Here is a 24,971-nt window from a genome sequence, read left to right as displayed (position 1 = left end):
ATCTTCGCTTTAAAAGTGAAATCCCCAAAGCATTATTTGAGTAAATAGAAACTAGAAACTTGAATGGGGTAAGAAAAATTCTTAGCTATACATAAAAAAAGTCATTGCCCTTCCAAAGAAAGGCAATGACAAAAAATAATTATTCTGGGTCTAATAATGAGTCAATAAGAGCATCAATATCGCGAAGGTGATTTTGTACTATTCCTCCGCTATATCGTGAGCTAGCTGATCGTGCTGAAGTTTGTATAGCTTTCAGTTCTGCGCGAGCAGCGGCACTGATGTCTGTACGATTTTTCTCATCCTGCTCCATTAAAGAAGCCAATTGATCGACATGAGCCCGCTGTAAGTTTCTGCGGAATGTATCGATATCCTTCGATCTGGAAAGTTCAGACCAGATACCTTTTCTCAAATCACTTAACATCTGGGTCATCGAATATGCATCAGAACTATTAAGTGCCTCGTTATCAATCATCCTTTCTAACCGGTCTTTTCTAAGCAAACTTCCCAGCAGTCGTGATTGCAAATTACTAATTGCAGTTACCGCACCACTAGGCTCTATGTTGTTAAGTATTTCCTTTTGCAAAAGCCAATCAGGGGTGGTGAAAACATTCTCATTCAGGAATTTCATGGACTTCACTTGCTCCGTTTTGGAAGTTGGAGTGTAGGTTATACCGTCTTGATCTGTAGTCTTATACTCTTCATACACACCACCAATATTGGTCACGACATGATTTGCAAAGCGGCTCCAAACTCCTATCAATTCTCCGTACAACTCTTCCAGATCTCCATAATCTTCACCTACAGTGGCTGTCCATTTGGCCAGGTTGGGAGCTACTGTTTTCAAGTTTGCCAAACCATAGGTGCTGGCTTTCACTGGATCATCTCCGACAGATTCAGTCTGTGAGCTTGGGTCAAAGGAATTACTTCCTCCGAAAAGGTACATAGGATCACCGGCCTTTTCCCTGATCCAATTATTTAGCGTAGGTTTTTCGGCTTCTGGAGAATTCGCACCTGGAATATAGCGGTAGCCCCAATTAATAGCATAATTATCGTAAGGCCCCAGCATTCTCACCCAGCGCACGCCCGTGTCACCAGGCTGAGCTACATAATTGTATCTCGTGTAATCCATGATGGTAGCGGCCAGTCCCCATTTCTGGGTAAAAGTAGCTGATCGCAGAGAATCAGTTGGATAAGCATAAGATGCTTTCATATTATGTGGTAATCCAAGTGCATGACCGATCTCATGGGAAATCACTCTTCGCATCATTTCACCGATTTCTTCATCCGGCGTATTCAAGGTTCTGGCAGAAGGATTTGCAGCACCGGTTTCTAACATGTAACGGTTTCTGTAAGAACGCAGATGATTGTGGTACCAGACGATATCACTTTCTATGATCTCTCCAGAACGTGGATCAGAGACACTTGGTCCCATCGCATTTCGAGTGGTAGTAGCTACATACCGAACTGTAGAATATCTCGCATCTTCGGCGCTCCAGTCAGGATCTTCTTCTACTGTAGGTGCATCTTTAGCGATGATGGCATTTTTGAAACCAGCTGCTTCAAAAGCTACTTGCCAGTCTTCAATGCCTTGTCGGAAGTAGGTTCTCCACTTCTCAGGAGTAGCTGGATCCAAATAATAAACGATAGGTTTTACAGGCTCCACTAATTCCCCTCTTGCATAAGCTTCAGGGTCTTTGGGCTCCAGCCTCCATCTTCTGATGTATGTTTTTTCGTCAGACTTAAGTGCCTCAGAGCCATAATCAATTTGACGGATTGTAAACCAGCCTACCCGTTGATCATATAATCTAGGTTGCATCGGCTGCTCAGGTAGCTTGTACATAGATTGACTCATTTCCATGGAAATGGTTCCTGATCTCGAATTGGAAGGTGGATCGGAAGCATTATAGGTCATGTCGTGTCGCACTTCTATGTTTTCCGGATAGCTGGCCAATCTTGTGATAAAACTCCTTTCTTTATCCAGATTTCTTACCTGGTATTGTTTTCTCATGTTGGTGGATAATCCGCTGAGTGCCGGGATATCTGAAAGGAATAGATCAGTAACTTCAACAAGCGCCGCGGTAGAGTCAGTATTAAAAGCTTCTATTTTAAATGTGGCCAGAATTGGGTTGTAGTTATTCGCTTCCACAGACAGATGAATAGGAAGTGAATCTGCTGCTACGTTGCTGAATGAAATAGAACGAAGAATGATGCTGTTTTGTAGTCTCGACCAGCGGATTACCTGTTCATTTGATTTGGAACCTGCAGTAGTATAGCCACCGCCTAGACCTTCTGAAATTTTAGAAATCCGACTTACCAATAGCATGTCAGTATTCAGCAAATCAAAAGGAATTTCATAATAGTTTTTATCGCCTACTTTATGGATATCGAAAAGTCCTTCGTCAGAGATCGCCTCATCAGTGACTATTTCATCATAGTTTTTAAATTCACTTTTCTTAGATGATTTGGTAGTCTGGCTTTGAGGTGCAGTCTCATTCTTCTCATTTTTTTTGTTCTTCTTTTGTGCAAAGCTTGCCACGCTCAGAACCATAAAGAAGATTGTTAAAAGAGTTTTATTTTTTCTCATGTGCTACATGCAAATTGTTTGTAGTGGCAAAGTAGAACACCAAGACAAATTAAAAAAGGAGTCATTTTTGGTGACTCCTTATTCTTAGATAAAGGGTTTGTAATTAGTTTTACTTACATTTTAATTGGTTCAATAGTCTCAATACTTCCATCCGGCAAATGCTTCAGAGAAGCAACTTTGATGTTGCGTAAGTGAGTCTTGCCAGAAAGCTGCGTATCATGGTAATAAATATACCAAGCTCCATCCACTTCAACTATGGAGTGATGATTTGTCCAGCCTTCCACAGGATTTAGCACTACTCCCAGATAGGTGAATGGACCGTATGGATTATCAGAAGTGGCATATGCAATAAAGTGCGTATCGCCTGTCGAGTAAGATAAATAATACTTATCCATGTACTTGTGAATCCATGCAGCTTCAAAGAACCTTCTGTTATTATCGCCATTCAAAAGAGGATTGCCGCTTTCATCTAAAATCTTAATTTCCTTTGGAGTCTCTACAAATTGTAGCATGTCATCACTCATTTTGGCAATGATGGGACCTAGAGCCGGCTCATCGTCTGCAGGAAGTCCATCTGTTGGCGCAGCTCCTTTATCATCAAATTTGTTGTTTCGGTACTTTTGCAATTGTCCGCCCCAAATGCCACCAAAATACATGTAATATGAGCCATCCGAATCTTCAAAAACGGCTGGATCTATACTGTAACTCCCTTTGATAGGTTCTGGCTGCGCTGTGAATGGGCCGATTGGAGAATCACCTACTGCTACACCAATTTTAAAAATGTCTTTGTCGTCTTTAGCTGGAAAGTAGAGGTAATATTTACCGTTTTTCTCTGCTGCATCCGGTGCCCAAAGTTGTCTTTTCGCCCAAGGATGATCATCAGCGCCCAATACTTTGCCATGATCTTTAATGGCAGCATCTGGATTGTCCATCGAGTAAACGTGGTAATCCATCATATTAAAATGAGCACCTAGATCATCTTCAGGTACATCTGACTCTACGTCATGGGATGGATAGATATAGATTTTTCCATCAAAAACATGCGCGGAAGGATCGGCTGTGTAATGATCTGAGATGAGAGGTTCAGAAAGATACTTTGAGGTAGTGTCACTTACCTCTACTTCAGTAGTGACATCTGTAGTTTCGCTTGGTTTGCTGCAGGATGCCAGGGCAAATAGAGCACAATATGCTGGTAAAAATTTCAATAGGTTTTTCATAGATAGTTTACTTGTTAATTCTTTTGTCAGTTAAGTTTAAAAAAATCAAGATATGAAATTAATAAACTGATTATTAGTATCTATAATCGGTTGAATGCCTGAATACTTTTTTAGTTTAGACTAAGCTGATTGGTTCTGAACTGATTCAGTGTCAAGTTACTCTTGATGAAATGTTAATAAATATTCAGATCAAGGTAGGCATTTCTGAACTTTCCGTTTGGATCATATTTTTTGGCCAGCGCTAAAAAGTCCGGAAATTTCTCATAGCGTTGGTGGAGAGTAGTGGGGTCTAGTTCAAACAATTTCCCCCAGTGTGGTTTGACTGAAAATGGTGCCAGAGCAGCTTCGATTTTTGGGAGCAGGGACAGCACTTCTTCCGTTTTTTGCTTCCAGGTGAAATGTATGCTTACACTATCTTGCTGATAGCAGGGGCTCATCCAGAAATTATCCGCAGCTATAGTTCTTACCTCTGTGATCAACAATTGTGGTGAGATTTCATTATTCAGTTTTTCAATTGCCATAATGCCTGCTACGGCATTTTCTCTAGGAATGAAAAACTCTGATTGTAATTCCTCTCCAGCACTTGGTGTAAAACCCATTTTGAAATGCGGAAGTCGATTGTACCAAGGTCCAGGAACCCCCATCTGCTCCGAGCAGTTTTCCGCAGATAGCCCAAGTATGGGATGGATGTTTTCTGTGGCTGCTTTTGCTCCGTAAAAATCACTTCCCAAATCCGCAGGATTTTCATCGATACGACTTTTAATCCATATTTCACTGATGTTTTTATTTGTCCAATCTGTAAAAAGGCTTACACTATATCCACTGGACATAATTGTATCAAAATTCGCCTCCAATGCGTCCAGGCTAAGATTTAAAAATACATGCTGCTTCACTTGAAAGGTATCTTCGATTGCCAATGTGACTTTGGTGATAATACCAAAAGCTCCTAATCCAACTACCACCGCCGGAAAATCTTTATGACTCCGGTCAATAGTGGCCAACTCTCCCGATGGAGTGACCAACTCGATTGAGATTACCTGCGTTGCCAAGTTGCCATTCTTGACTCCAGATCCATGTGTGGCTGTCGCACATGCTCCTGCTACTGTAATATGTGGAAGTGAAGCCAAATTTGCCAAAGCAAATCCCCTCGCATCCAATTCTTCAGCAAAATCACCGTACCTGGCTCCAGCTTCCACTGTCACTGTTTTTTGTTCCTCGTCTATATTTAGAACCTTATTGAGATTTCTTGTAGAAATTTGGTTTTCAGGACTGTCAGCTATGTTGTTGAAACAATGCTTGGATCCCAAAGCTTTTTGTTTGCCTAGTTTTTTGACCAAGTCCTGAATTTCTTCTACAGAAGTTGGTTCGTAAAGATTTTTAGCTTGGTAGGTGTAGTTACCAGCCCAGTTTTTTCTGATTTCTGCCTGAATCTCTTCCATCTGTGGTTTTTTGGGTGAGCATGATAAAAAAGGAGAAGCTATACCTCCTACTAAAACAAGGGAAGAGGTTTTGAGGAATTCAATTCTTTTCATGTTATATGGGTTGATCGTCGGAGAATTATAGCTGAAAAAGCTTTGGTTAATTCTAGTCATTTTTGACGACTTTCCGAAATATTGAATTGACTCATACCGACTTGGCTAAAATTATTTCATTGCAACTTCTTATTCTACCAAAGTTAAGTCTAGTATAAAAATGACTGCTTTAAAAGAAGCTGGCTGCAAATAAGAGTTGCTATTACTGGTCGGAAAAACTTGAAACTAATTCAGGTAGAAACGTCTTTGGAGAGCAAGGTGATAGGTCTCTCAAGAATATCAAGCATTTCATTGCGAAGCTCAGAAAACAGTTTCCTGATTCTGCAAGTCTCTTCATCTGTGCATTCTGCACATGATTCATAAAATCGCTCTGAAACGCAGGGGATCAATGCTATTGGTCCATCTACCACTCTCATGATTTTGGCTACTGTGATTTCAGATGGATCTTTTGCCAGAGTATAGCCACCCTCTGCACCTCTTACACTTTTTACTAATTGATGGGTTTTGAGATCGCGTAAAATGTTTTCCAGAAACTTGTACGGAATATTCTCATGGGAGGATATTAGTTTTGCAGAGATAGGTTTGTCTTCTACGTGATCTTGCAGGTACAGAATTGTTTTAATAGCGTATTTGGCGCGTTTTGAAAGCATTTGAAAGATTTTGTAATCTGAAATTACAAAAATCTCTCAAATGAGCAGGTTTATTTAGGCAAGTGTCAAATACATGGTACGTATACTTAAGAAAATTATCAGGAGGCCAACCATTACCAACAGATACTTAGGTTTTATCAGCTTACAGATATAAGCTGCAAAAGGTGCGGCGATGATACCTCCTATAATCAATCCTAAAACTGGAGCTAGGCTAAGTTCTTTCACAAAGAATAAAAATGTACTAGCGCTGGCCAGTGATACAAAGAACTCTACAAAATTACCTGTTCCTATAGCGTAACGAGGTATTTTTCCTCTACTGAGAAGTGTGCTGTTGACGATCGGACCCCAGCCCCCACCACCAATAGCATCTGCAAAACCTCCGGAGGATGCAAGCAGGGGCAGGCTTCTACTGTTTGGATCAAATTGAGGTTTTTTCTTTTTAAATACTTTGCTCAAAATCACAATTCCCATCACAAAAAGGTATACTGCTATCACAGGTTTGACTAAATCCCCGTCAATATTTGAAAGTAAAAAAGCACCAGCTATTGAACCCAATACGCCGGGGATCAAAAGTTTCTTAGCCAGTTTCCAATCCACATTTCCCATTTTCCAGTGTGAAATTCCTGAGGCTAAGCTGGTAAAGACCTGGGCAAAATGAACCCAGGCAGATGCTGAAGCAGGAGGGATCCCGATACCAAGCAAGATGGAATTACAACTCACACCATAGGCCATCCCCAGAGCACCATCTATACTTTGTGCCAAGAAACCTACTAATACAAACCATAAGAATAACTCCACGTCCAGATCCCAACTTTTGATCGCTTCACTAAAAGTTTGAGTTACCACCAGGCCAAAGACCATTAGTGAAAAACCAAAAAACATTGCCCAAAAGGGCTCACTTTTTAACCTGATTAATATTTTCTCCATGCCACTTTGCTTATGTGATATCATTTCGATTCAAAATTAATGGATAAAAATCTATTTCCTACCAAAATAATAGGATTAATAGGATTTAAATAAATTCTTGTTTTCATTTGTATCATTCTTTTCCTACCGACTTAATATGATATAAAATGAAAACAGTTCTTACAAACCTAGCCCTATTGTTTTTTACCATTGCTTCAGTCTATGCCCAACAACTTGAAATCAAGGGGAAAATTATTGACAGTGATACTGAAGAAGCCCTTGTGGGAATTGCCATATTGGTAAAAGGAACCCAACAGGGAACCTCAACCGATTTAGATGGAAAATTTTCCTTAAGATCTAACCGAAATGTGCCATTAACCTTAGTTATATCCGGTTTGGGATATTTGCGGGAGGAATTTGAAATTACTGAGATCAACCAAGAGATTCATGTGAAGTTAAGGCCTTCGATTTTGAACACTGATGAAGTGGTAGTAACGGCTTCAAGGGTGGAGGAGTCCGTGATGAAATCCCCAATTTCTATTGAGAAGCTAACCATTCGGGATTTACGGGAGTCACCCGCTCCTTCACTTTTCGATGCAATAGAATCGGTAAAAGGAGTTCAGATGACAACACTGAGCATGGGATTTAAGGTGCCAAATACCCGTGGATTTGCCAATACTACCAATGCAAGATTCCTGTCCATGGTGGATGGTGCTGATACACAGGCTCCGGGTCTAGGAGTTTCCATAGCAAATACTGTTGGGCCAACAGAACTTGATGTTGAAAGTATAGAAATCATTCCTGGAGCGTCTTCGGCCTTATATGGGCTGAATGCATTGAATGGAACATCCAATATGATTACGAAGTCTCCATTTCTATATACTGGTTTTAGTTTTTATGAACAAATTGGGGTGAACCATATCAACAGCAGTGCTTTTGGTCCCCAGCTATTTAATCAGTCTGCAGTGCGCTATGCTCAAAAAATAAATGAGAAATGGGCATTCAAAGTAAATCTGGGATGGATGAAGGGTACAGATTGGGTGGCAAATAGTAGCCAGGAGCTCAATCCTAATGGAAATGCTTCTACTGGACTTTTCGGGGCAGATAACCCAGGATCTGATCCCTTAAACTCCTATGGCAATGAAAATTCAAACCGAAAGACTTTAACTCTTGCGGATGGCAAGCGATATGAAGTTCGTAGGACCGGGTATTATGAACAGGATCTGGTGAATAATGATTATGGAGTGAGCAATATGAAGGCAGACGTCGCATTACACTTTAAGCCAACTGAGAAAACCGAAGCAGCTTATGTGTACAGAATAGGCACCACTGATGCAATCTACCAAAGAGGTAACAGAATTAGGCTTGACAATTATCGAATTCAACAGCACAAGCTTTCGCTGAAAGGGGACAATTACTTCCTTCAAGGCTATCTTACTCAGGAGCATACCCTTGATTCTTATAATATTCGTCCCATAGGTGAAAATATGGATCGCGCATTCAAATCGGACGCAGATTGGTATTCAGATTATTCCAATTCTTATAATACATCCTTTTCCAATGGCTTAGATGCTGCTGCAGCTCATTTAGCTGCAAGAAATGCAGCAGATTTAGGGCGGTTCGTCCCTGGAACTAGTTCTTTTGATAAGAAGCTAGATGAGCTGGCTCATATCAATAATTGGGATACAGGTGCACAGTTGGTCATGGAGCACAGCTTTTATCACTTCGAGGGACAGTATGACTTTAAAAATCTTATCAAAACAGTGGATATTTTGGTTGGGGCAGATTTCCGTGATTTTAATATTCATCCTGAAGGCAACAGCTTTACCAATCCTATTGGGGAGGATCCTTTTGCAACCTTGCACTATAAAAAAATTGGGGGTTTTGCTCAGGTAAGTAAGCGTTTCGTACAAGATAAACTCAAAGTAATAGGCTCCGGCAGGATCGACAAAACACAATATTTTGACGCAAAATTTAACCCCAGATTGGCAGCTGTTTTTTCTCCGAGTGAAACTCATCATATCCGTGCCTCTATCCAGAATGGCTTTAGATTTCCGACACTTTTTGAAGGATTCAGTACAGTTAATAATGGAGGGGTAATCCGTTATGGGGGAATCGAACTGATGTCCAAGGATCAGCAGCTGTTTGAAAATTCCTATTTGAGAAGTTCTGTGGATAAATTTCAGCAGGCAAATACTGCGGATGTCAACAGTGGTTTAGATTCAAGGGAGGCTGTAGTTAAGAATTCCGGCTTGCTAGTGCGAAATGATTACACTTACTTAAAACCGGAGGAAATCAAAGCAATTGATTTAGGCTATAAAGCTAGTCTTCTTGGAAATAGACTCTTCTTTGACGTGGATATGTACTTTAATCAATACAGGAATTTTATAGACCAAATAGAGATTGCAGTTCCTAAAGTAGGTACTATTGGGAATGTTGAGGGAGAAGTAGATCCAACTTGGTTTGAAATGGATAACAATGCTACGCAAACTAGGTATCGTATGTGGACCAACTCAAAAAGTACCTATCAAAATTTCGGGTTTTCAGTGGGAGGTTCATACAATTTCTATAAGAAAATGGTGTTTTCAGGAAACTATAGCCATGCCGAACTTAGTAAATTGGATAATAGAGACAGCGGTTTGGAAACGCCCTTTAATACACCTACACACATCCTAAATCTTAATCTGACAGATCGGGAATTGACCAAAAGCATCGGATATAGTATTGCCTGGAGATGGCAAAGCGCCTTTGAGTGGAAAGCTCCTTTAGCAAATGGGGAAGTGCCTTCTTACCAAACTCTGGATGCCCAGATCACTTATAAATTACCGGCGATTAAGTCAGTCTTTAAATTCGGAGGAACAAACTTATTGAATCAGAGATACACCCAATATACCGGAGGACCAGAAATCGGCGGTTTTTATTACTTGACCGTGACCTTAGATGGGTTGTTAATGTCCAAAAATTAGTTTTTGAATTTCGTTAAATAGTAATTTTAGAAAACTGGAGTATTTGTCTTTTACGAGTATTCCAGTTTTACTTTTATAACCTTTACACGAATCTTTTTAATTTGTCTAACATATACTTTTTACCAAGCATAAACTGACAGGTGACCATGGCGCTGATGGTGATTGCCAAAACTCCGATAAAACGCGAATACCTGACTTTATAATTGTTCAATTTGAATATAAATAAGACCAATCCTTTTGCTAATGGATTTTTCTGGACAACTTGGACATGAAATTTATAGGGTTAATATAAGGTATAGAGCAAAAAATTATGAGAAAACTTGGCTTAATATTATTGGGGGTACTTATACTAGGGGCTATTCTCGTCCTCACGCTTGTCATGAAAATCATTGAATTTTTCATGGGAGCCATTTTGTTCGTTTTGGCAATTGTCATCTTAATTATCCTCTATAATAAAATAAAAGACAAGGTCTCTTGAAATCACTTAGCAAAATGAGCACTAAAATAGACGCTCAATAGGTCCATTGTTATTTCAAAATCAGGAAAACATGGAAGAACCCATTTTCTAAACTTAATGAGAATCCCGATGGTTAATCTTTGTCAGTTTTATATCTCTGATATGATGGAGTGAAGCAAATCGATCTTATCAGGGGTCAACGGTTTGTGAAAGTAATGTTGCACGCGATTGTAGTCTAATGCTTTTTTCTGGTCCGATTCATCCAGTGAAGAACTATGCATAAAAACTTTAATTTGATTTTGGGTATCTATGCTATCAAGAGCTTCTAAAAATTGCCATCCATTCATTATAGGCATGCTGATATCCAGAAGAATTACCAGAATTTCATTAACAAAACAATCTTTTTTTCTCTCTAGATAATTTTTCACGGTTTCAAAGCCCACTAATGGGTCAATGAATGATTCGATCTCGTAAGTTGATCTTTCAGGAAGATGGGTATTTAATAATTTACTGGCTATCAGCAGGCACAAATTATCATCATCAACAATGACCAGTTTAATTTTTTTCATCGGGTAATTCTATATGGAAAGAGGCTCCCTCTTGTGGAATTGATTTTACGCTTATTTTTCCGCCTAATGCACTAACTCTGACCTTGGTCATGTACAAGCCCGTACCTTTATAATTATTGTTGATAGTTAAGGTGTCATAAAGTTTGAACATCCTGTCTTTATACAATTCCAGGTCGATCCCCACTCCATTATCACTAACAATTAGTACAGTTGAGTTACGTTTCTTTAGTGCTTTAATAGATATTTTTAAGGGTATGTTGGGTTTCCTAAATCTAATTGCATTTGCAATTAGCTCGTGAAGAATCAGGTGTAAATATTTCCTGACTGTTAGTACAGAAAATCCTTCAGGTATTTGTAAATCCAAATCGAAAGGGTCTGAAAGTAGTTCCTGCCAAAACTCTGAAACAATAGAGTCTACCAGTCTTTCGATATCCACTGAGGTATACTCCACACTCTTGTTATTTTGAATATGGAGAACGGAAGATACAATCTGAGTTATTTCAAGGAGATTGGTTACGGTCTTCTTTAAATGTGAAAAGTAATCTATCTTTTCTTCAGGTGAATTTCTCAATTCCATTAATTGGATCAAGCCTTGCAAGTTTGCGACCTGTGATCTAAAATGATGGTTGATAATATTTCCAAATTCAATTGATCCTTCATTTTGTAAAGTAACTCTGTCGACCAATTTCAGGAGGTCTTCTTTATTTTTTTCGAAGTCGGTGTGGTCTATACCTATAAATAAAATATCAGGACTATTTTCCGACTTGTTTCCTATACTGCAGCAGTCCCATATGGTAACTGTATTAGTGCCGGAGCTGTCTATTCTCTCTAAACGAAGTGGAAATGATTTTTCGGGATTTGCCAGACATCGGGAAATCACATCCAGAATTTTGGATCTGTTTTCTTCAGAATGCTCAAGCAACTCATTCCTACCCACCAACTCTTCTTTTGTTCCTCCTCCAAACGCCAAGTTATAAGGGGCATTTGAAAATAGAAGCTCACCAACTTCTGATAGTTGAAAGATGAAAATATTGCTGTTGTTAATCAGGGTTTTATAAAAATCCACCTGCTTTTCAGTATTGGTGTTTACTAAAGCAATAAGATCCAAGTGAGCTTTATCTTCACTGATATCCTGAATTGTACCCACTACACGTACTAATCTTTCATTTTCAAAAATCGGTCTGCCCTTAACCCTTAATGTTTTGCATGACTTTCCTACAGGTTTATATTTATGATCGCCTATATATTCCTCTCTTTTGTTAAAAGCCTGCTTGAAACCGAACCATAATAGATCCAGATCAATGATTTTTTTATCAATTTGAAAGGAATCTAGAGAGATTTCAGGAACGGGTTGTATTCCAAGGACAAAAGTGGCATTTTTTGAAAATTGAATTTTCTTCGTGGAAACAACATATTCCCATCCTCCAATTTTAGAAATGGATTCTACTTCCAAAAGGAATTTTTTCTGTAAGGAATCTTTCTGGGCAAGGTCTAAAAATCTAGTTTCATTTTTGAAAACTACATAAATATCATCCCCAATTCTATGATAAATCATGCTTAAATACATGGATTTAACCCTTAAAAAATTTAGGACATATAGATGGGAATATTGTGTTACTTCTAAGTTTTGAATCAATGCCTGAATATCTTTCATTATGAGATATACATCTTTGGTCCCTTCGAAATGGGAAGAAGAGGCTAGATAGTACAAATCATTAAATTCAGGTGACCAATCCGGCTGAAGGTTCAATAACCTATTGTTTACATGATTCCACTTGAGCTCTTTTGATTTGGCATTTGCGTAGAATCCTCCGAAGTCCCCCAAACTTGAAGTTTTCTTCACAATACTTGCTTCTTTGGAAAGGACAGTGGACTCAAGTTTATCAAACTTATTTTCACTGCTTTGTAAAAGGGCAGCAACTTTATTTGCCTTTACCTTTAAATAGGAAATTTGTTTATCGGTTAGTTTTTTTGGAGAATAGTCAAAAATACATAGTGCTCCTACACGAATTCCGTTTTCCAGCTGAATTGGTGCGGCTGCGAAAAATTCATAGGACAGAATAGTATAATTATAATGATGTCTGTATTCATCATGTGTACTAAACTGCTCAACGCTAAAAAAATCATCCTGACTAGAGACCAGTTTCTTGGATAAGGAGGTGTCCACATTTGCCTCATCCGTCAAGATTCCATACCGTGATTTAAACCAAACCCTACTTGCTAACACAATGGATATGGTAGCCCCGTAGCACCCGATTTCCTTTGAGATCTCTTCAGTAAGTTTGTCAAATATAATTTCATTTGGACTATCTAATAAGCTGTATTTTTTTATTAGTCTCTGTCGGCGAGCTTCATTATGCATTTTCCAGTCCAGCAAGTTGTATTCAAATAATAAGCAATACGCTAAAGGTTCTACAGGTCAAAATGAGCACACTAATTTTCATACTTGAAAGTAATATTTATGAGTGTGAAATTTATGGGTTTAGATAGGCGGGCCCTCCTGATAGAAACGACTGCTTTATTAGCTTGCTAAAGCAGTAATTGACCTATTCGCTTACATTTATAATTGCAAAGTTAGATATAGCTTTTAGAAATTCTATGTTGGACGTCGAAATAAGTTTTATTAGAAAAGAAACATAGTATGTTAAAAGACTTAATACATTATTTAAAATGCATATTACATTACTTAAATATTAATATGAAGATTATGATTTAATATTTTTCAAATACTTATTTTATATAAACAACTGTAATTCAATGTATTGTAAATATTTCTTCCTCAGTTTGTGATGAGTGGTAATTAATTTTGTAATAATTTACAAACAGCAATTTTTACTGATGGGAGAGTTATGTCTTTTAAGCTTACAAACAGCGGGACACTCAATATAAAATTTAGTTCTAGACAACTTTTTAGTCATATCCCGATATTCGATTTCGCCTTTTCAGTAGTCCGGTATGTAGTGAAAAAAAGAGGGTAAATACAGATAATGGAGTCAACCAACATAAATTTTTAGCCTACAGGTATAAGCAGGAAGATTACCACTTCATTCTATAAGCTGTCTAATTAAAAAGTGCCCGGAGTTCAAGGGGACTTTGGTTCGTCTTCTGTTTAATATATTATAGCCATTTGTCTTAGTTTAAGGATTGCATGTTTCTTAAAACCACTAGCGAACTATTATTCCATTTTTAATGTGTCTACAACTTTTGCTCTCGATACACGAACTGTTTGCGAAATAATGGTAAGAGCACCCAATAGAAGAAGTACTGATGATCCCAAAAGCACCGTTCCGGCACCAAATTCAACTCTGTTTGGAAAGTTTTCAAGCCAGAGTTGATTTCCAAAATAAGTGAGAGGAGCACCAATTGAGATAGCGATCACAAGCATTTGCAAAAATCCTTTACTTAGCAAAATTGTAATATTTAAATTTCCTGCACCGAGGAATTTCCGTATACCAACTTCTTTTGTCCTCCGCTCAGCAGTATAGGTAGTCATACCCAATAATCCCAGACAGGCAATAAAAATGGCCAGAAAGGATATAAAACCTAAGATAGATACGACATCAAAAATGCCTTTATGTGTGGATTCCAGCTCGGCATCCATAAATTCATAGCGGAACGGATGCACCGGATTAAGTTCTTTCCACTTATTTTCCAATGCAATTATGGTTTTCATTGGATCAGGAGAGGCAATTTTTACATTGATGTATTGGAACTGTGAAGGGTTGTACCTCAGCATTAAAGGTGAAATCTCATCCTCATTCAATAGAAGTTTGTACCTGAAATCCTTCACTACACCGATAATTTCCAATACCTGCTCGCCATATTTGGGTTCAAATTTTTCCCCGACTATTGCATCTACAGCGTCATAGCCCAAGTTCTTTGCCATTGCCTCATTTACTATTATTTGGGTGGCAGCCGTTTGATCATTACTGCCAAAACCAGTTCCTGCGATTAGGTCTATACCCAGATTCCCGATAAAGTTGCGATCTATATTCAAGACACCTACTGCTTGGAATTCATCAGAAGATCCCATTACTTTTACCTCATTGGTATTGTTTGTGCCAGTAGCTGGAATGATATCACAGGCAGAAATCAGCGAAATGCCAGGGATACGCTCCAGTTCTGTACTGAGCTTCTGATATTCCATACCCTGAAGAGGGATGTTTACTATGCTTTCGGTTTGGAACCCGTAGTCAAATGTTAAGTAATGCTTGAATTGGTTATAAATCAGGATAGATGTGGTGATGAAAAATAGAGAAACAACAAATTGGGAAATGCCCAACGCTTTTCTAAGCCCCAATTTCCCTGACTTCACTTCTGTTAAACTTTTTAGCGCCTTCATAGGATGATAGCCGGACAGAAGCAAGGCAGGATAGAATCCCGCCATAATACCTATGAGTATGGCTAGCAGGATGAAACCCAGATACAGCGATGGCATGAATGGAAGCTCAAATTTCAAATATTGATTTACCCAAAGACCTTTGAATGAAGGGATGAGAGCCAAAAGCATGATGACTGCTAGCACAAGTGAGAGTAAGGCTGTGAGGACAGATTCACTAAGGAACTGGACAATTAAATTTATTCTAAGTGCTCCTGTCACTTTCCTGATCCCAATCTCTTTTGCACGGGTTAATGCTCTGGCAATAGATAGACTGGTGTAATTAAGACATGCCGATACCAAAATAACCAAGGCAAGTACGGAGAGAAAATAATAAAGTATGAGGGGCAATCTATTATTGGTGTCATTGCCGGATAGCCCAAGTGCAACATCGGAAAGTGCTTGTGGTACCAACTTAAAGCCACTGGTGTATTCTGATCTGATTTCTGCTTCCTTGTTGCTGACAATATCATTTAGTGCATAAGAAAGGTCATCTATTGACTGATCTTCCCTGAGCAAAGCATAGGTATAAGTTTGGAAATACCATTTCCAATCATCCCTTCTGTCCGCCATTTTCTCTGAGTTTATCAGCGAGGGAATGGTGCTGCCTGAGACAAGCGCGTCAAAGGTTATGTGAGAGTCGAAACTGGATTCATCAATCACCCCGGTTACAGTAAATTCGCCCCAATCTACAGCGGGACTTCCTGGAGCATCTCCTCCAAGTGGGAATGGTAATTTTCTGTCTTCAAAACGGAGGCTTTGTCCCAGCGGATTTTGGTCTCCAAACAATTTACCTGCAAGTTCTTTACTGATTACAATTGAATAGGGAGAAGAAAGTGCAGTTTTGGCATTTCCGGATTCCAGAGTAAAGCTGAAAATGAAGAAGAATGAGGGATCAGCAAAGTATCCACGGACTTCCTGAGTTTTTTCTTTAGTGCTGACATCACCACCTAAACCCGGAATCAATTGCGTCGTCGCTTCAATAGGAGTATACTCATTTAGTGTGCCTGCAAGAGGTTGTGGCGAAGTGGCATATGGATTTTTTGAGCCTTCGTAATCAGAAAGGATGCGGTAGATCCGGTCTTTCTTTTCATGAAATTGATCATATCTGTTTTGGTCAGCCAGCATAGTCAGGATGAGCATGCTTACGGACATGGCTAGAGCGAGTCCAAAAATATTGATAAACGAGAATGTGCGATATTTTAGGATATTACGGAAGCCTACTTTGAAGTAATTACGAAACATTATAGTGTGGTTTTGGGGGAATGAAAATCCAAGCGGTCTAATGATACCTGGTCGGAAAAGCAATACTATATCCAGGAAAAAGTGAAGGTTTGCTTTTCTTTTTCCACTGGTTTCTCTGCGGGCATTATAGATTTCTATGAGGTCACCTTCTATTGAACCAGTCAGTTGAGGATCACAAAAGGCGCGGAAAATCCTAAGTAGAAAATTTGGCGGTAATTCAGTGTTTTCTCGCATGGATCAGCTTGATGTTTTTAGGTCCCAGGCCACCTTCGGGATAGCCTGCCATAGTTCCTCGCGGGTAGTTTTGGCGTGTTCCAAAGCCTTTTTGCCATAAGCAGTGATATTAAAAAATCGCTTGGGTCTTCCTGCTCTTATCTGTGTGCCGGCTTCTTCCCAGGATTTCAAAAACCCTTTTTTCTCCAATCGCTTTAAGGCGGTCTGCAAAGCACCAACGCTTACACTTCTTCCAAGCCGGCTTTCAATTTCGCTTTTGATCGCAACTCCATAAGCGTCGTTATACAGAACCCCCACAGTGAGCATGACGATCTCTTCAAACTCTCCCAACTGAAATTGTTTCATAACCTTATAATTAATTCCTATTTGTAGTATTAAAATTCATGCCACTTGAAAAATGTGGTCAAATAGGCAATAGGAGCGGGGTTTGGTTTAGATTTGTGTTCAGATATGTACGATCATTGATTGATTTCGCTCAAGTAAAAGCGCCCTGTAGAAAGCATTATTATATGTTCAAAGCCTTTAAAGTCTTTTTCGAAAACAACATGATATTATAAAAAAAGAGATGAGGTTTTTAAGCCAAATGCTTCTGTCTACTGTGCGGATAGGTAGGGGGATGAGGTTAAGCTCAACTGTTAAATGTGCTTGATGATTATGGTTATAGATACTGATATTTATTTGACGGAATTTTCTTATAAATCAAATTTTCTAATTTCGTAGCATGAAAGAGCTTGTAAATTTTTTACTGCAGTTTGGGGATTTGAACCTGCAACAGATTGAATTGATTGAGAGCAAAACCAACAAATTGGAACTCAAAAAAGATGAATATTTTATAGAAGCAGGAAGTATGTTTAATCAGGTTGCTTTTATTTTGGAAGGAATTTTACGCATCTGCTATTACAATAACAAAGGTGAAGAAATCACAAAGTATTTTCTGGATGAAAACCGTCTTCTTGCAAATCCTTACAAAGGCGAACCATTGACTGAATACATTCAGGCTGTAACTGACTGTAAACTCCTCGTATTTTATCAAAAAGACTGGGACGAACTTTCACAAACAATTATTAACTGGGACAGCATCACAAACAAGATTTTTCAAAAAGCCTTAGTAGAGAAACTAGACAGGAGAAGCGCCTTAATCACTGAAGATGCCACCACGCGTTACCTTACATTTTTAGAGAAATTTCCAAATATGGTTAATCAAGTTCCTCTTTCTTACATTGCTTCCTACCTTGGCGTCACCCAACAATCCTTAAGTAGAATTAGGAAAAGCATTCACTAACATCACTATTTACCAAATGGTAAACGATTTCATTTTTCGTTGATTCAACTTTGCAATATAAAAATAGACGAAAATGGACATCAAGAAAACAATTACTATTGGCTCACAAACTGAAAACCCCTTAACCGTTAAACGTTTTGGGTATGGTACTATGCGACTTACCGGAGAGGGCATTTGGGGTGAACCTAAAAATAGAGCGGAAGCATTGGCAATATTAAAAGCGACTTCCGAAAATGGTATACAGTTTCTGGATACAGCCGATTATTATGGACAGGATGTGACTAACCGGTTGATTGCAGAAGCATTGCATCCTTATAATAAAGATTTAGTAATATGTACTAAAGTAGGTGCTGATAGAGGTGCTGATAAAAGCTGGAGGGTTTATGACAAACCAGAACACTTACGAGCAAGCATAGAAAACAATCTGAAAACATTAAGAATTGAACAAATACAATTAGTGCATTTCCGGGTAATGCCTGGAAGCAATACATCATTTGAAGATTCTTTGAATGCTATGTTCGAAATGCAAAAGGAAGGAAAAATTTTACATATAGGATTAAGTAATGTAAATGAAGAAGAATTGAATGCAGCTCTGAGTATGGGGAATATCGCAAGCGTGGAAAATGCCTTTGGTTATGAGCAACGTACCACTTTTTCAGTGTATGGTCAAGAGGTCAGGGGAATGCAAGAGATCATAGGGATTTGTGTAGAAAATAACATTCCTATGATTCCGTTCTTCTCCCTCCAAAGTTCACTGCCCAACAGTGAAAACAAGATTGCCGAAATTGCTAAAAACCACAATGCAACATCTGCACAGATTAATTTAGCCTGGTTGTTACATTACAATGATTTGATTTTGCCTATTCCTGGAACTTCCCAGTTAAGTCATTTCAAAGAAAATATCGATGCCTTTGCAATCCAGCTTACTGAAGAAGAAATGGCTTTTTTGGGATAAATTTAAATCGGAAGGTAAATCCTTCACTATGAAAGGGGAATGGATTTCAGCTATTTGATTATTAGGTCAAATTTCAAGCTTTATAATTCGTATAAGTCAGTACTTTACTTATTGCAGAGATCTTACATATCAGAATAAATTCAAACTTTAATCTTATTGCCTGCATACTACCATCCAAAAAGTCATGGTTGAATGAATCACGATTTGGATACGAGCTTCACGGATTGAGCTAAGTCCACGATATGCTTTTTATTCAACTTTGTACCATCAAATTTATTAATCTAATGATTTTAAAAGATGGAAAATGTAAAAGGAAAAGTTGTGGCTGTCACAGGAGCCAGTAGTGGTATTGGTGAAGCCATCGCAAGACATCTTGCCTCATTGGGTGCTAAAGTAGTATTGGGTGCCAGAAGAACAGAAAATTTAGAAACAATTTCAAAATCAATCCAGGAAGATGGCGGTGAGGTTGTTTTTGCGAAACTGGATGTCACCCAACCTGAAGATGTCCGTGATTTTGTAGCTTTTGCTATGAAAAACTATGGAACTCTGGATGTTTTAGTGAACAATGCAGGATTAATGCCGCTATCCATGATCAATAGCTACAAGGTTGATGAATGGCATCAAATGATAGATGTGAACATAAAAGGGGTACTGCACGGTATTGCTGCTGCACTTCCTGTGTTTGAGGAAAAGGACAGCGGGCAGTTTGTAAATATCAGTTCTGTGGGTGACCGTTGGGTTGGTCCAACTTCTACAGTGTATAGTGCGACAAAATTTGCAGTGAGGGCAATTTCAGATGGTCTTCGTCAGGAAGTAAGCCGGAATATCCGGGTTGCTCTGGTAGCTCCCGGCGCTACGGAATCCGAATTGCCAAATACCATATCCGATCCGGAACTAAGGAGAATGGCCATCGAAACTTTCAGGAAAGATACGATTTCAGGATTGGCCATTGCCAAAGCTGCAGCTTTTGCCATTGCCCAGCCTGCCGATGTGGATGTGAATGAAATAGTGGTGAGACCTACCGCACAAAAGGCATTTTAAAAACAATACTATTTAAGGAGTCATAAAACCACGAAAATGCAATGAAGTGCATATCTCCCATGAAAGTGCCTAACAGAGAAGTTTAAGCTTTCTTTGATCTCATTGCCACATTACTCCAATATGAACACTAATTTGCTACATTAATAGCTATGGACAAGACATTTCGTTTCAACTCAATTGCCGAGTTTCACCAGTTTTGTAATTTGCCCGCTGCGGAACATCCCCTGATCAGTTTGATAGATTACAGCAGGGTTAGATATCCGGTAGATGAAAGCGAAATGCAATGGATTCAGGGATTCTATTCGGTAGGGTTGAAACGAAATGTTAATGCCAAATTTAATTATGGGCAGCAAGCATATGATTTTGATTCCGGCGTGCTCACTTTTGTATCCCCATTACAGTTTCTAAAAATTGAAATGAATCCGGAAATAAAAGTAAACCCTACAGGTTGGCTTTTGCTTATCCACCCTGACTTCCTGTTTGGAACAGCGTTGGCCAAGAAGATAAGGTCTTATGAATTCTTTCAGTATGCTGCAAACGAGGCTCTGTTTCTTTCTGAAAAAGAAGAACAAGTGATAGTGGACCTTTTAAAAAATATTGAAAGGGAATATCAATCCAATATAGACCGATTTAGTCAAGAGCTGATCGTTTCCCAATTAGAGCAGTTATTGATCTATTCGGAACGCTTTTATGAGAGGCAGTTTTTTACCCGTAAAAAGACCAATATTGAGATAGTGGACCGTTTTGAGCAGGTCCTCTCCAACTATTTTCAAAGCGGAAAATCATTGCAGAATGGAATCCCTACTGTAACCTCCATTGCAGAACAACTTCATATCTCGGCCAACTATCTGGGAAGTATCTTGAGGATGTATACCAAACAAAATACACAGCAGCATATTCAAAACAAAATCATCGAATATGCCAAAGAAAGGCTTTCCACCACGGCTGCTTCCGTTAGTGAAATAGCCTATGAATTAGGTTTCGAATATCCTCAGTCCTTTAGCAAATTGTTTAAAAACAAGACTCAACAATCTCCATTAGAGTACAGAGAATCCTTTAATTAAATAGACTTGATTTTGCGATTCAGCTTATCATCTCGAAGTATTCGGTTTTAGCAGCAGGAATTTTAATTAGACTTTCTTCTAACGCAAATGTTTAGGTAGATCGCCATCCATTTTTTTCCACTGTTTGGTGAAATATTTACGCACCAACATTTTAGCGGAAATGCCCACTGCGGCTGTTATAGCAGTATAGAGAACCACCCTCCCAAAAGTTGCTTCATCAGATTCAGGATTTTTGGGAGCTGGCTCTCCTGTTATAGCCTTATATCTGTTGTCTACTGCCGCTTTTGCGAGTGCTGCTACTCCTATTGAGAGAACTGCTGAAAGAATTGTGAATTTGTTTTTCGTAAGGTTCATACCATTTTTTTATAGGGAAGTACAAACACTATGCGAGTACGACATTTTCGGTTTTTTCATTTATTCTTTATGAGATTGTCTTAGACGTCAATTTATTTTTAGAAATATTTTAGGTTGAATCGGCCTCAACTCATAAGTTTAACATAGACCCTATATTGCTATTTCTATTTACTGGTAGAAAAGCGGATACACATATTTTTAATATATTTTTCCCGCATTAACGTCTACACTGTGAGGATTATTTTTCGTAAAATAAAATCCTTCTATTCGCTATTTTGTGGGAATAGGCTTCTTTAGCGATTTAGAAGGCTCACTAGTTAATGGTCTATTTATTGAATAATAATTAATCAAATGATGAATATCATTCACAATATAATTGACCTACTAACCAATAATTATGAAAACTACAGATAAAGCAGCGGAAATTTTAAACGATCTGGTGCAGATCAACAATGATCGAATTGAAGGATATGAAAAAGCGATCGAAAACCTTAAGGCAGAAGATCAGGATTTGAAAACAGTTTTTGTTTCCATGATAGATGAAAGCAGAAAATGTAAAATGGCCTTATCCAACGAACTCAATGTGTTCAGGAAGGACACCGAAGAAGGCTCCACAACTAGTGGTAAACTCTACAGAGCCTGGATGGATGTGAAGGCTGTGTTTACTGGCCACAATAGAAAAAGTGTTTTGGAGAACTGCGAATTCGGTGAAGATGCAGCCCAAAAAGCTTACAAAGATGCCTCAAATGAAGAGGATTTGCCAGCAAATCTAAAGTCAATAATTCTTGAGCAAAAGGCTATTTTACGTCAATCACATGACAAAATTAAGCTACTTCGTGACCAGCAGACTTAAACCTGTTTTATATCCAAAAACATAGCATAAAAAATCCCAGCTAAATGCTGGGATTTTTTTATGTCCTTTATCTAGATACATATTTTTTCATTAAGGCATTAGCTGTTTATATGATGTGGTTCAGTCATACTATCTAGAATTTTCTCAGAAGCAACTTCGCAGAAATCCAGTCCGGAGTAATCAGGATTTAGCCCGGATATATAGGGTACTGCCATTACATATAATCTTTTATTTGCTACGCCATAGTGATTTAGTGGCTGAAAATAGTCGTTGATAGAAATTCCAGGCAAATGCAGAAGGTAAACTCCTGAGATATCTCTGTGAACATCTTTATTTCCCTGTTCAAATTCTTTAATTGCATTTTCCTGATCCGAAAAATCAAGATACGCTGGGCTAAGAGTATGGGTATTTTTAAGTCCCTTAAAAGGTAGCTTTTTAAAATAAAATGGCTTCTGACCGAGTGCATCGATGAACATTTTAAAGCGTTCCTGCTTTTTGCGATTCTTTTTATCGCGGTACACATATATGCATCCTCCATTTTCAGAAGGTTTTACTACGCTATCCATATCTACATCCACCAAATCTAAAATTCCGGCATGATGCAACGCTAAAATCTCCCTAGCAGAACTTTGCGGTATAAAAGCAATAATGAGTGATATCAAGGGACTGAGAGATCTCTTATACCGAAGCATATCCTCTGCCGAAAAATGCTTAATGGAGTAATTGATCACATAGCTTAAATCGGCTAATGTTTCTTTCCATACGATGGATTCCTGGGTTTCTATGGACTGTTCTGCCTCTTCGTATTCCTCTTGAAATAACTTAAAGGGATCAGTTTTTCTTCGATTATCCATCATAAACTGCATGAATTCCTCCAAAGTCATTCCATCAGATTCCTTATATATATAGGGTTGCTTTTCTTGCAAAATTTTTCTGAAGTTCTGATCATACACAAAATCGAGGGGGATGAATCCCTGATTTTGATTTTTAATGATTTTGATTTCGTCTTCCGAAAGAAGGTGTGAAGGATCTGGTCTGGTATTTTCCAAGTGAATCCTTACTCCGGGTAATAATCCACCCAATGAAAAGATTTTCATTCGGAACCCCTTACTTTTCTTACGTAGATGATAAGTGTAAATCCCATCTGCTCCATGGGTAAATTTTCCATTTGCACGGGCCATGGTGCGGACTGCATCTATTGCAGTAAGCGAAGAGCCACGGATGGCAACTTCAAAATTCACCTGTAAGTCTAGTTTTTCAGGAGGGTAAGGAGAGTCAAACCATCCCTGGACCTTCTTTTCCTTCTTCTTTGGAAAGGAATGTCCTGTACAGATGATTGCTTTATCAAAGGATAATTTATCTCCTGATTTCAAAATAACCTTTACTTTTTCCGCATTTTCATTATCTACTACATTGATAACTTCGGTTTTCAAATGTACAACTGTTTGGATGCCATTCTCTTTAGCTTCTTTCTGGAGAAGATTAAACTGAGCTGCGAGGTATTCTCCAAATAGAAGACGAGGGAGTACCTTATATTCATCCAGGCTAATTTTTTCCATATCAAACTCCTTCAGCAAAGTCTTTGGCGCCTGAGCTATCCATTCTTTTACAGAGGTTTTGATAGTGGGAATTTCATTTGAGGACACATTTGTAATGTGTTCTTTGGAGGCTCCATATCTACTATAAGGAAAACCCGCTCCCAACTTTTCATGTTTTTCAAAAATGTGAATTTTGTAGCTACTGAGCTTAGCTTCAATTATTCTTTTATACATGAAGAGCGCAGCAGGACCACCGCCTAGTAAAGCAATTGATTGCATTTATATGCTAATTTGGGTTTATTATAAGGCTGAAAAGTTGAGCATAGCAGTGTCCAAAAACCTTCTCAGAAATAGTTGGGCAAGAAAGATTAAAGGTAAAATAAGTGTTTAATTTTCCTCTTTGCTTTTCTCCTTATTAGGCTGATCTTCTGTGAATTCTTCTCTTGGTACCTGGTCAGGTACATCTCTCTTTTCTTTTTTAGTACCAAAAGGAGTCACTTTAATATCCTTTTTGTCTTTTGGGATTCTGCGGTCTTTTTCTGAATCAGATTTCATAATTTTAGGGTTTAAGGTTGTTAGTTGTAGGAGTTCTATTATGCATTATTTGCCTTCAATATTTTTTAAGAGAATCACCATGGAAGCCTTTGATTTCATCTTTTGAAGTTCTTTGAACTTTGGATTCCTTTTCCTTGGCTTTGGTTTGAGTCTGCATAATAATATTGGTGAGCCGGTGAAGTGCACCTATCGCTGAATCCAATTTAAAGGCCAACATAGATTATGTCCTCAAGCTTTCATTTAAGTGGATATTATGATTTTTCTATCCGAGTGAGACTTCAAGTTGATGAGAGTTTTCTACGACTTGAGCATATATATCGCTGAGATGGATCTTAATACAATCACTTATGATTACTAATTTGCCCATAGTATTGAAACAGTCCGACATTGAGGAGGTTTTGTAGGCAGCCTGAAAATATTATCTAAATTCAACTATTGGATTACCTCAGGGTAAATTAGGCTGAGTTTTATACCAAAATTCCGGTTCATCAATAATGATTCGGAAGACATAGACGCTTACTACGGCAAAAATAATATGGGCTATAAACAACGCCGTAAAATAGTGTAACAGGTTGATTTGGGGAGGATGGG

The 24,971-nt window shown here is 38.5% G+C and carries 18 protein-coding genes; 6 read left to right on the top strand and 12 right to left on the bottom strand.

Translation table 11 applies throughout. The features are described from left to right. Positions 1-139: 139 nt before the first annotated feature. From AACZ73_RS21480 to AACZ73_RS21460, 5 genes are all read right to left on the bottom strand, one after another. Positions 140-2,584, bottom strand: a complete 2,445-nt coding sequence (locus AACZ73_RS21480) for a zinc-dependent metalloprotease (protein WP_339880933.1) — start codon at positions 2,582-2,584, stop codon at positions 140-142. Between the two features lie 113 nt (positions 2,585-2,697). Beyond that, positions 2,698-3,801, bottom strand: a complete 1,104-nt coding sequence (locus AACZ73_RS21475) for a glycoside hydrolase family 43 protein (RefSeq protein WP_339880931.1) — start codon at positions 3,799-3,801, stop codon at positions 2,698-2,700. Between the two features lie 173 nt (positions 3,802-3,974). After that, the gene (locus tag AACZ73_RS21470; RefSeq protein ID WP_339880929.1) at positions 3,975-5,333 is read right to left on the bottom strand and encodes an FAD-binding protein; all 1,359 of its coding nucleotides are present in this window, start codon (positions 5,331-5,333) and stop codon (positions 3,975-3,977) included. 230 nt (positions 5,334-5,563) lie between these two features. Further along, complete coding sequence (locus AACZ73_RS21465; RefSeq protein ID WP_339880927.1) at positions 5,564-5,983, bottom strand: Rrf2 family transcriptional regulator; 420 nt, start codon at positions 5,981-5,983, stop codon at positions 5,564-5,566. Between the two features lie 54 nt (positions 5,984-6,037). Then, on the bottom strand, positions 6,038-6,910 hold the full coding sequence (locus tag AACZ73_RS21460) for a sulfite exporter TauE/SafE family protein (RefSeq protein WP_339880925.1): 873 nt from the start codon (positions 6,908-6,910) through the stop codon (positions 6,038-6,040). 146 nt (positions 6,911-7,056) lie between these two features. Here AACZ73_RS21460 and AACZ73_RS21455 point away from each other — a divergent pair, with 146 nt between their 5' ends. Continuing rightward, positions 7,057-9,855: a TonB-dependent receptor gene (locus tag AACZ73_RS21455; RefSeq protein ID WP_339880923.1), complete on the top strand. Its 2,799-nt coding sequence runs from the start codon at positions 7,057-7,059 to the stop codon at positions 9,853-9,855. A 606-nt stretch (positions 9,856-10,461) separates the two neighbouring features. On the opposite strand, the gene AACZ73_RS21450 is transcribed toward AACZ73_RS21455, so the two are convergent. From AACZ73_RS21450 to AACZ73_RS21435, 4 genes are all read right to left on the bottom strand, one after another. Beyond that, positions 10,462-10,881 carry a response regulator gene (locus AACZ73_RS21450; RefSeq protein ID WP_339880921.1) on the bottom strand — a complete coding sequence of 140 codons (420 nt, stop codon included), beginning with the start codon at positions 10,879-10,881 and terminating at the stop codon, positions 10,462-10,464. Further along, positions 10,868-13,243: an ATP-binding protein gene (locus tag AACZ73_RS21445; RefSeq protein ID WP_339880919.1), complete on the bottom strand. Its 2,376-nt coding sequence runs from the start codon at positions 13,241-13,243 to the stop codon at positions 10,868-10,870. The genes AACZ73_RS21450 and AACZ73_RS21445 overlap by 14 nt, the downstream gene beginning before the upstream one ends. Before the next feature lie 813 nt (positions 13,244-14,056). Then, a complete protein-coding gene (locus tag AACZ73_RS21440) occupies positions 14,057-16,738 on the bottom strand; it encodes an ABC transporter permease (RefSeq protein WP_339880917.1) in 2,682 nt (893 codons plus the stop codon). 3 nt (positions 16,739-16,741) lie between these two features. Next, positions 16,742-17,083 (bottom strand): helix-turn-helix transcriptional regulator, encoded by a 342-nt coding sequence (locus tag AACZ73_RS21435; RefSeq protein ID WP_339880915.1) that lies wholly within the window; start codon positions 17,081-17,083, stop codon positions 16,742-16,744. A gap of 376 nt (positions 17,084-17,459) precedes the next feature. On the opposite strand from AACZ73_RS21435, the gene AACZ73_RS21430 reads away from it, so the two are divergent. The 4 genes from AACZ73_RS21430 (at position 17,460) to AACZ73_RS21415 (ending at position 21,080) form a co-directional block, all read left to right on the top strand. Beyond that, positions 17,460-18,020: a Crp/Fnr family transcriptional regulator gene (locus AACZ73_RS21430; RefSeq protein ID WP_339880914.1), complete on the top strand. Its 561-nt coding sequence runs from the start codon at positions 17,460-17,462 to the stop codon at positions 18,018-18,020. A gap of 73 nt (positions 18,021-18,093) precedes the next feature. Continuing rightward, entirely contained in the window at positions 18,094-18,975 is an 882-nt protein-coding gene (locus AACZ73_RS21425; protein ID WP_339880913.1) for an aldo/keto reductase, read from the top strand. A gap of 297 nt (positions 18,976-19,272) precedes the next feature. Then, entirely contained in the window at positions 19,273-20,016 is a 744-nt protein-coding gene (locus AACZ73_RS21420; protein WP_339880912.1) for an SDR family oxidoreductase, read from the top strand. A gap of 149 nt (positions 20,017-20,165) precedes the next feature. Further along, positions 20,166-21,080 (top strand): helix-turn-helix transcriptional regulator, encoded by a 915-nt coding sequence (locus AACZ73_RS21415; protein WP_339880911.1) that lies wholly within the window; start codon positions 20,166-20,168, stop codon positions 21,078-21,080. Positions 21,081-21,158: 78 nt separating this feature from the next. On the opposite strand, the gene AACZ73_RS21410 is transcribed toward AACZ73_RS21415, so the two are convergent. Beyond that, on the bottom strand, positions 21,159-21,434 hold the full coding sequence (locus AACZ73_RS21410) for a DUF4235 domain-containing protein (protein WP_339880909.1): 276 nt from the start codon (positions 21,432-21,434) through the stop codon (positions 21,159-21,161). Between the two features lie 397 nt (positions 21,435-21,831). On the opposite strand from AACZ73_RS21410, the gene AACZ73_RS21405 reads away from it, so the two are divergent. Beyond that, positions 21,832-22,287 (top strand): PA2169 family four-helix-bundle protein, encoded by a 456-nt coding sequence (locus AACZ73_RS21405; protein ID WP_339880907.1) that lies wholly within the window; start codon positions 21,832-21,834, stop codon positions 22,285-22,287. 98 nt (positions 22,288-22,385) lie between these two features. Here the strand turns inward: AACZ73_RS21405 and AACZ73_RS21400 are convergent, their stop codons facing one another. Together AACZ73_RS21400 and AACZ73_RS21395 are read right to left on the bottom strand one after the other, a co-directional pair. Beyond that, positions 22,386-24,104: an FAD/NAD(P)-binding protein gene (locus AACZ73_RS21400; RefSeq protein ID WP_339880905.1), complete on the bottom strand. Its 1,719-nt coding sequence runs from the start codon at positions 24,102-24,104 to the stop codon at positions 22,386-22,388. A 108-nt stretch (positions 24,105-24,212) separates the two neighbouring features. Further along, a complete protein-coding gene (locus AACZ73_RS21395) occupies positions 24,213-24,380 on the bottom strand; it encodes a hypothetical protein (RefSeq protein WP_339880903.1) in 168 nt (55 codons plus the stop codon). Between the last annotated feature and the right edge of the window lie 591 nt (positions 24,381-24,971).

It is taken from the genome of uncultured Algoriphagus sp. (assembly GCF_963974835.1).
Classification (GTDB): domain Bacteria; phylum Bacteroidota; class Bacteroidia; order Cytophagales; family Cyclobacteriaceae; genus Algoriphagus.
This window is presented reverse-complemented; position numbering and strand designations above follow the sequence as displayed.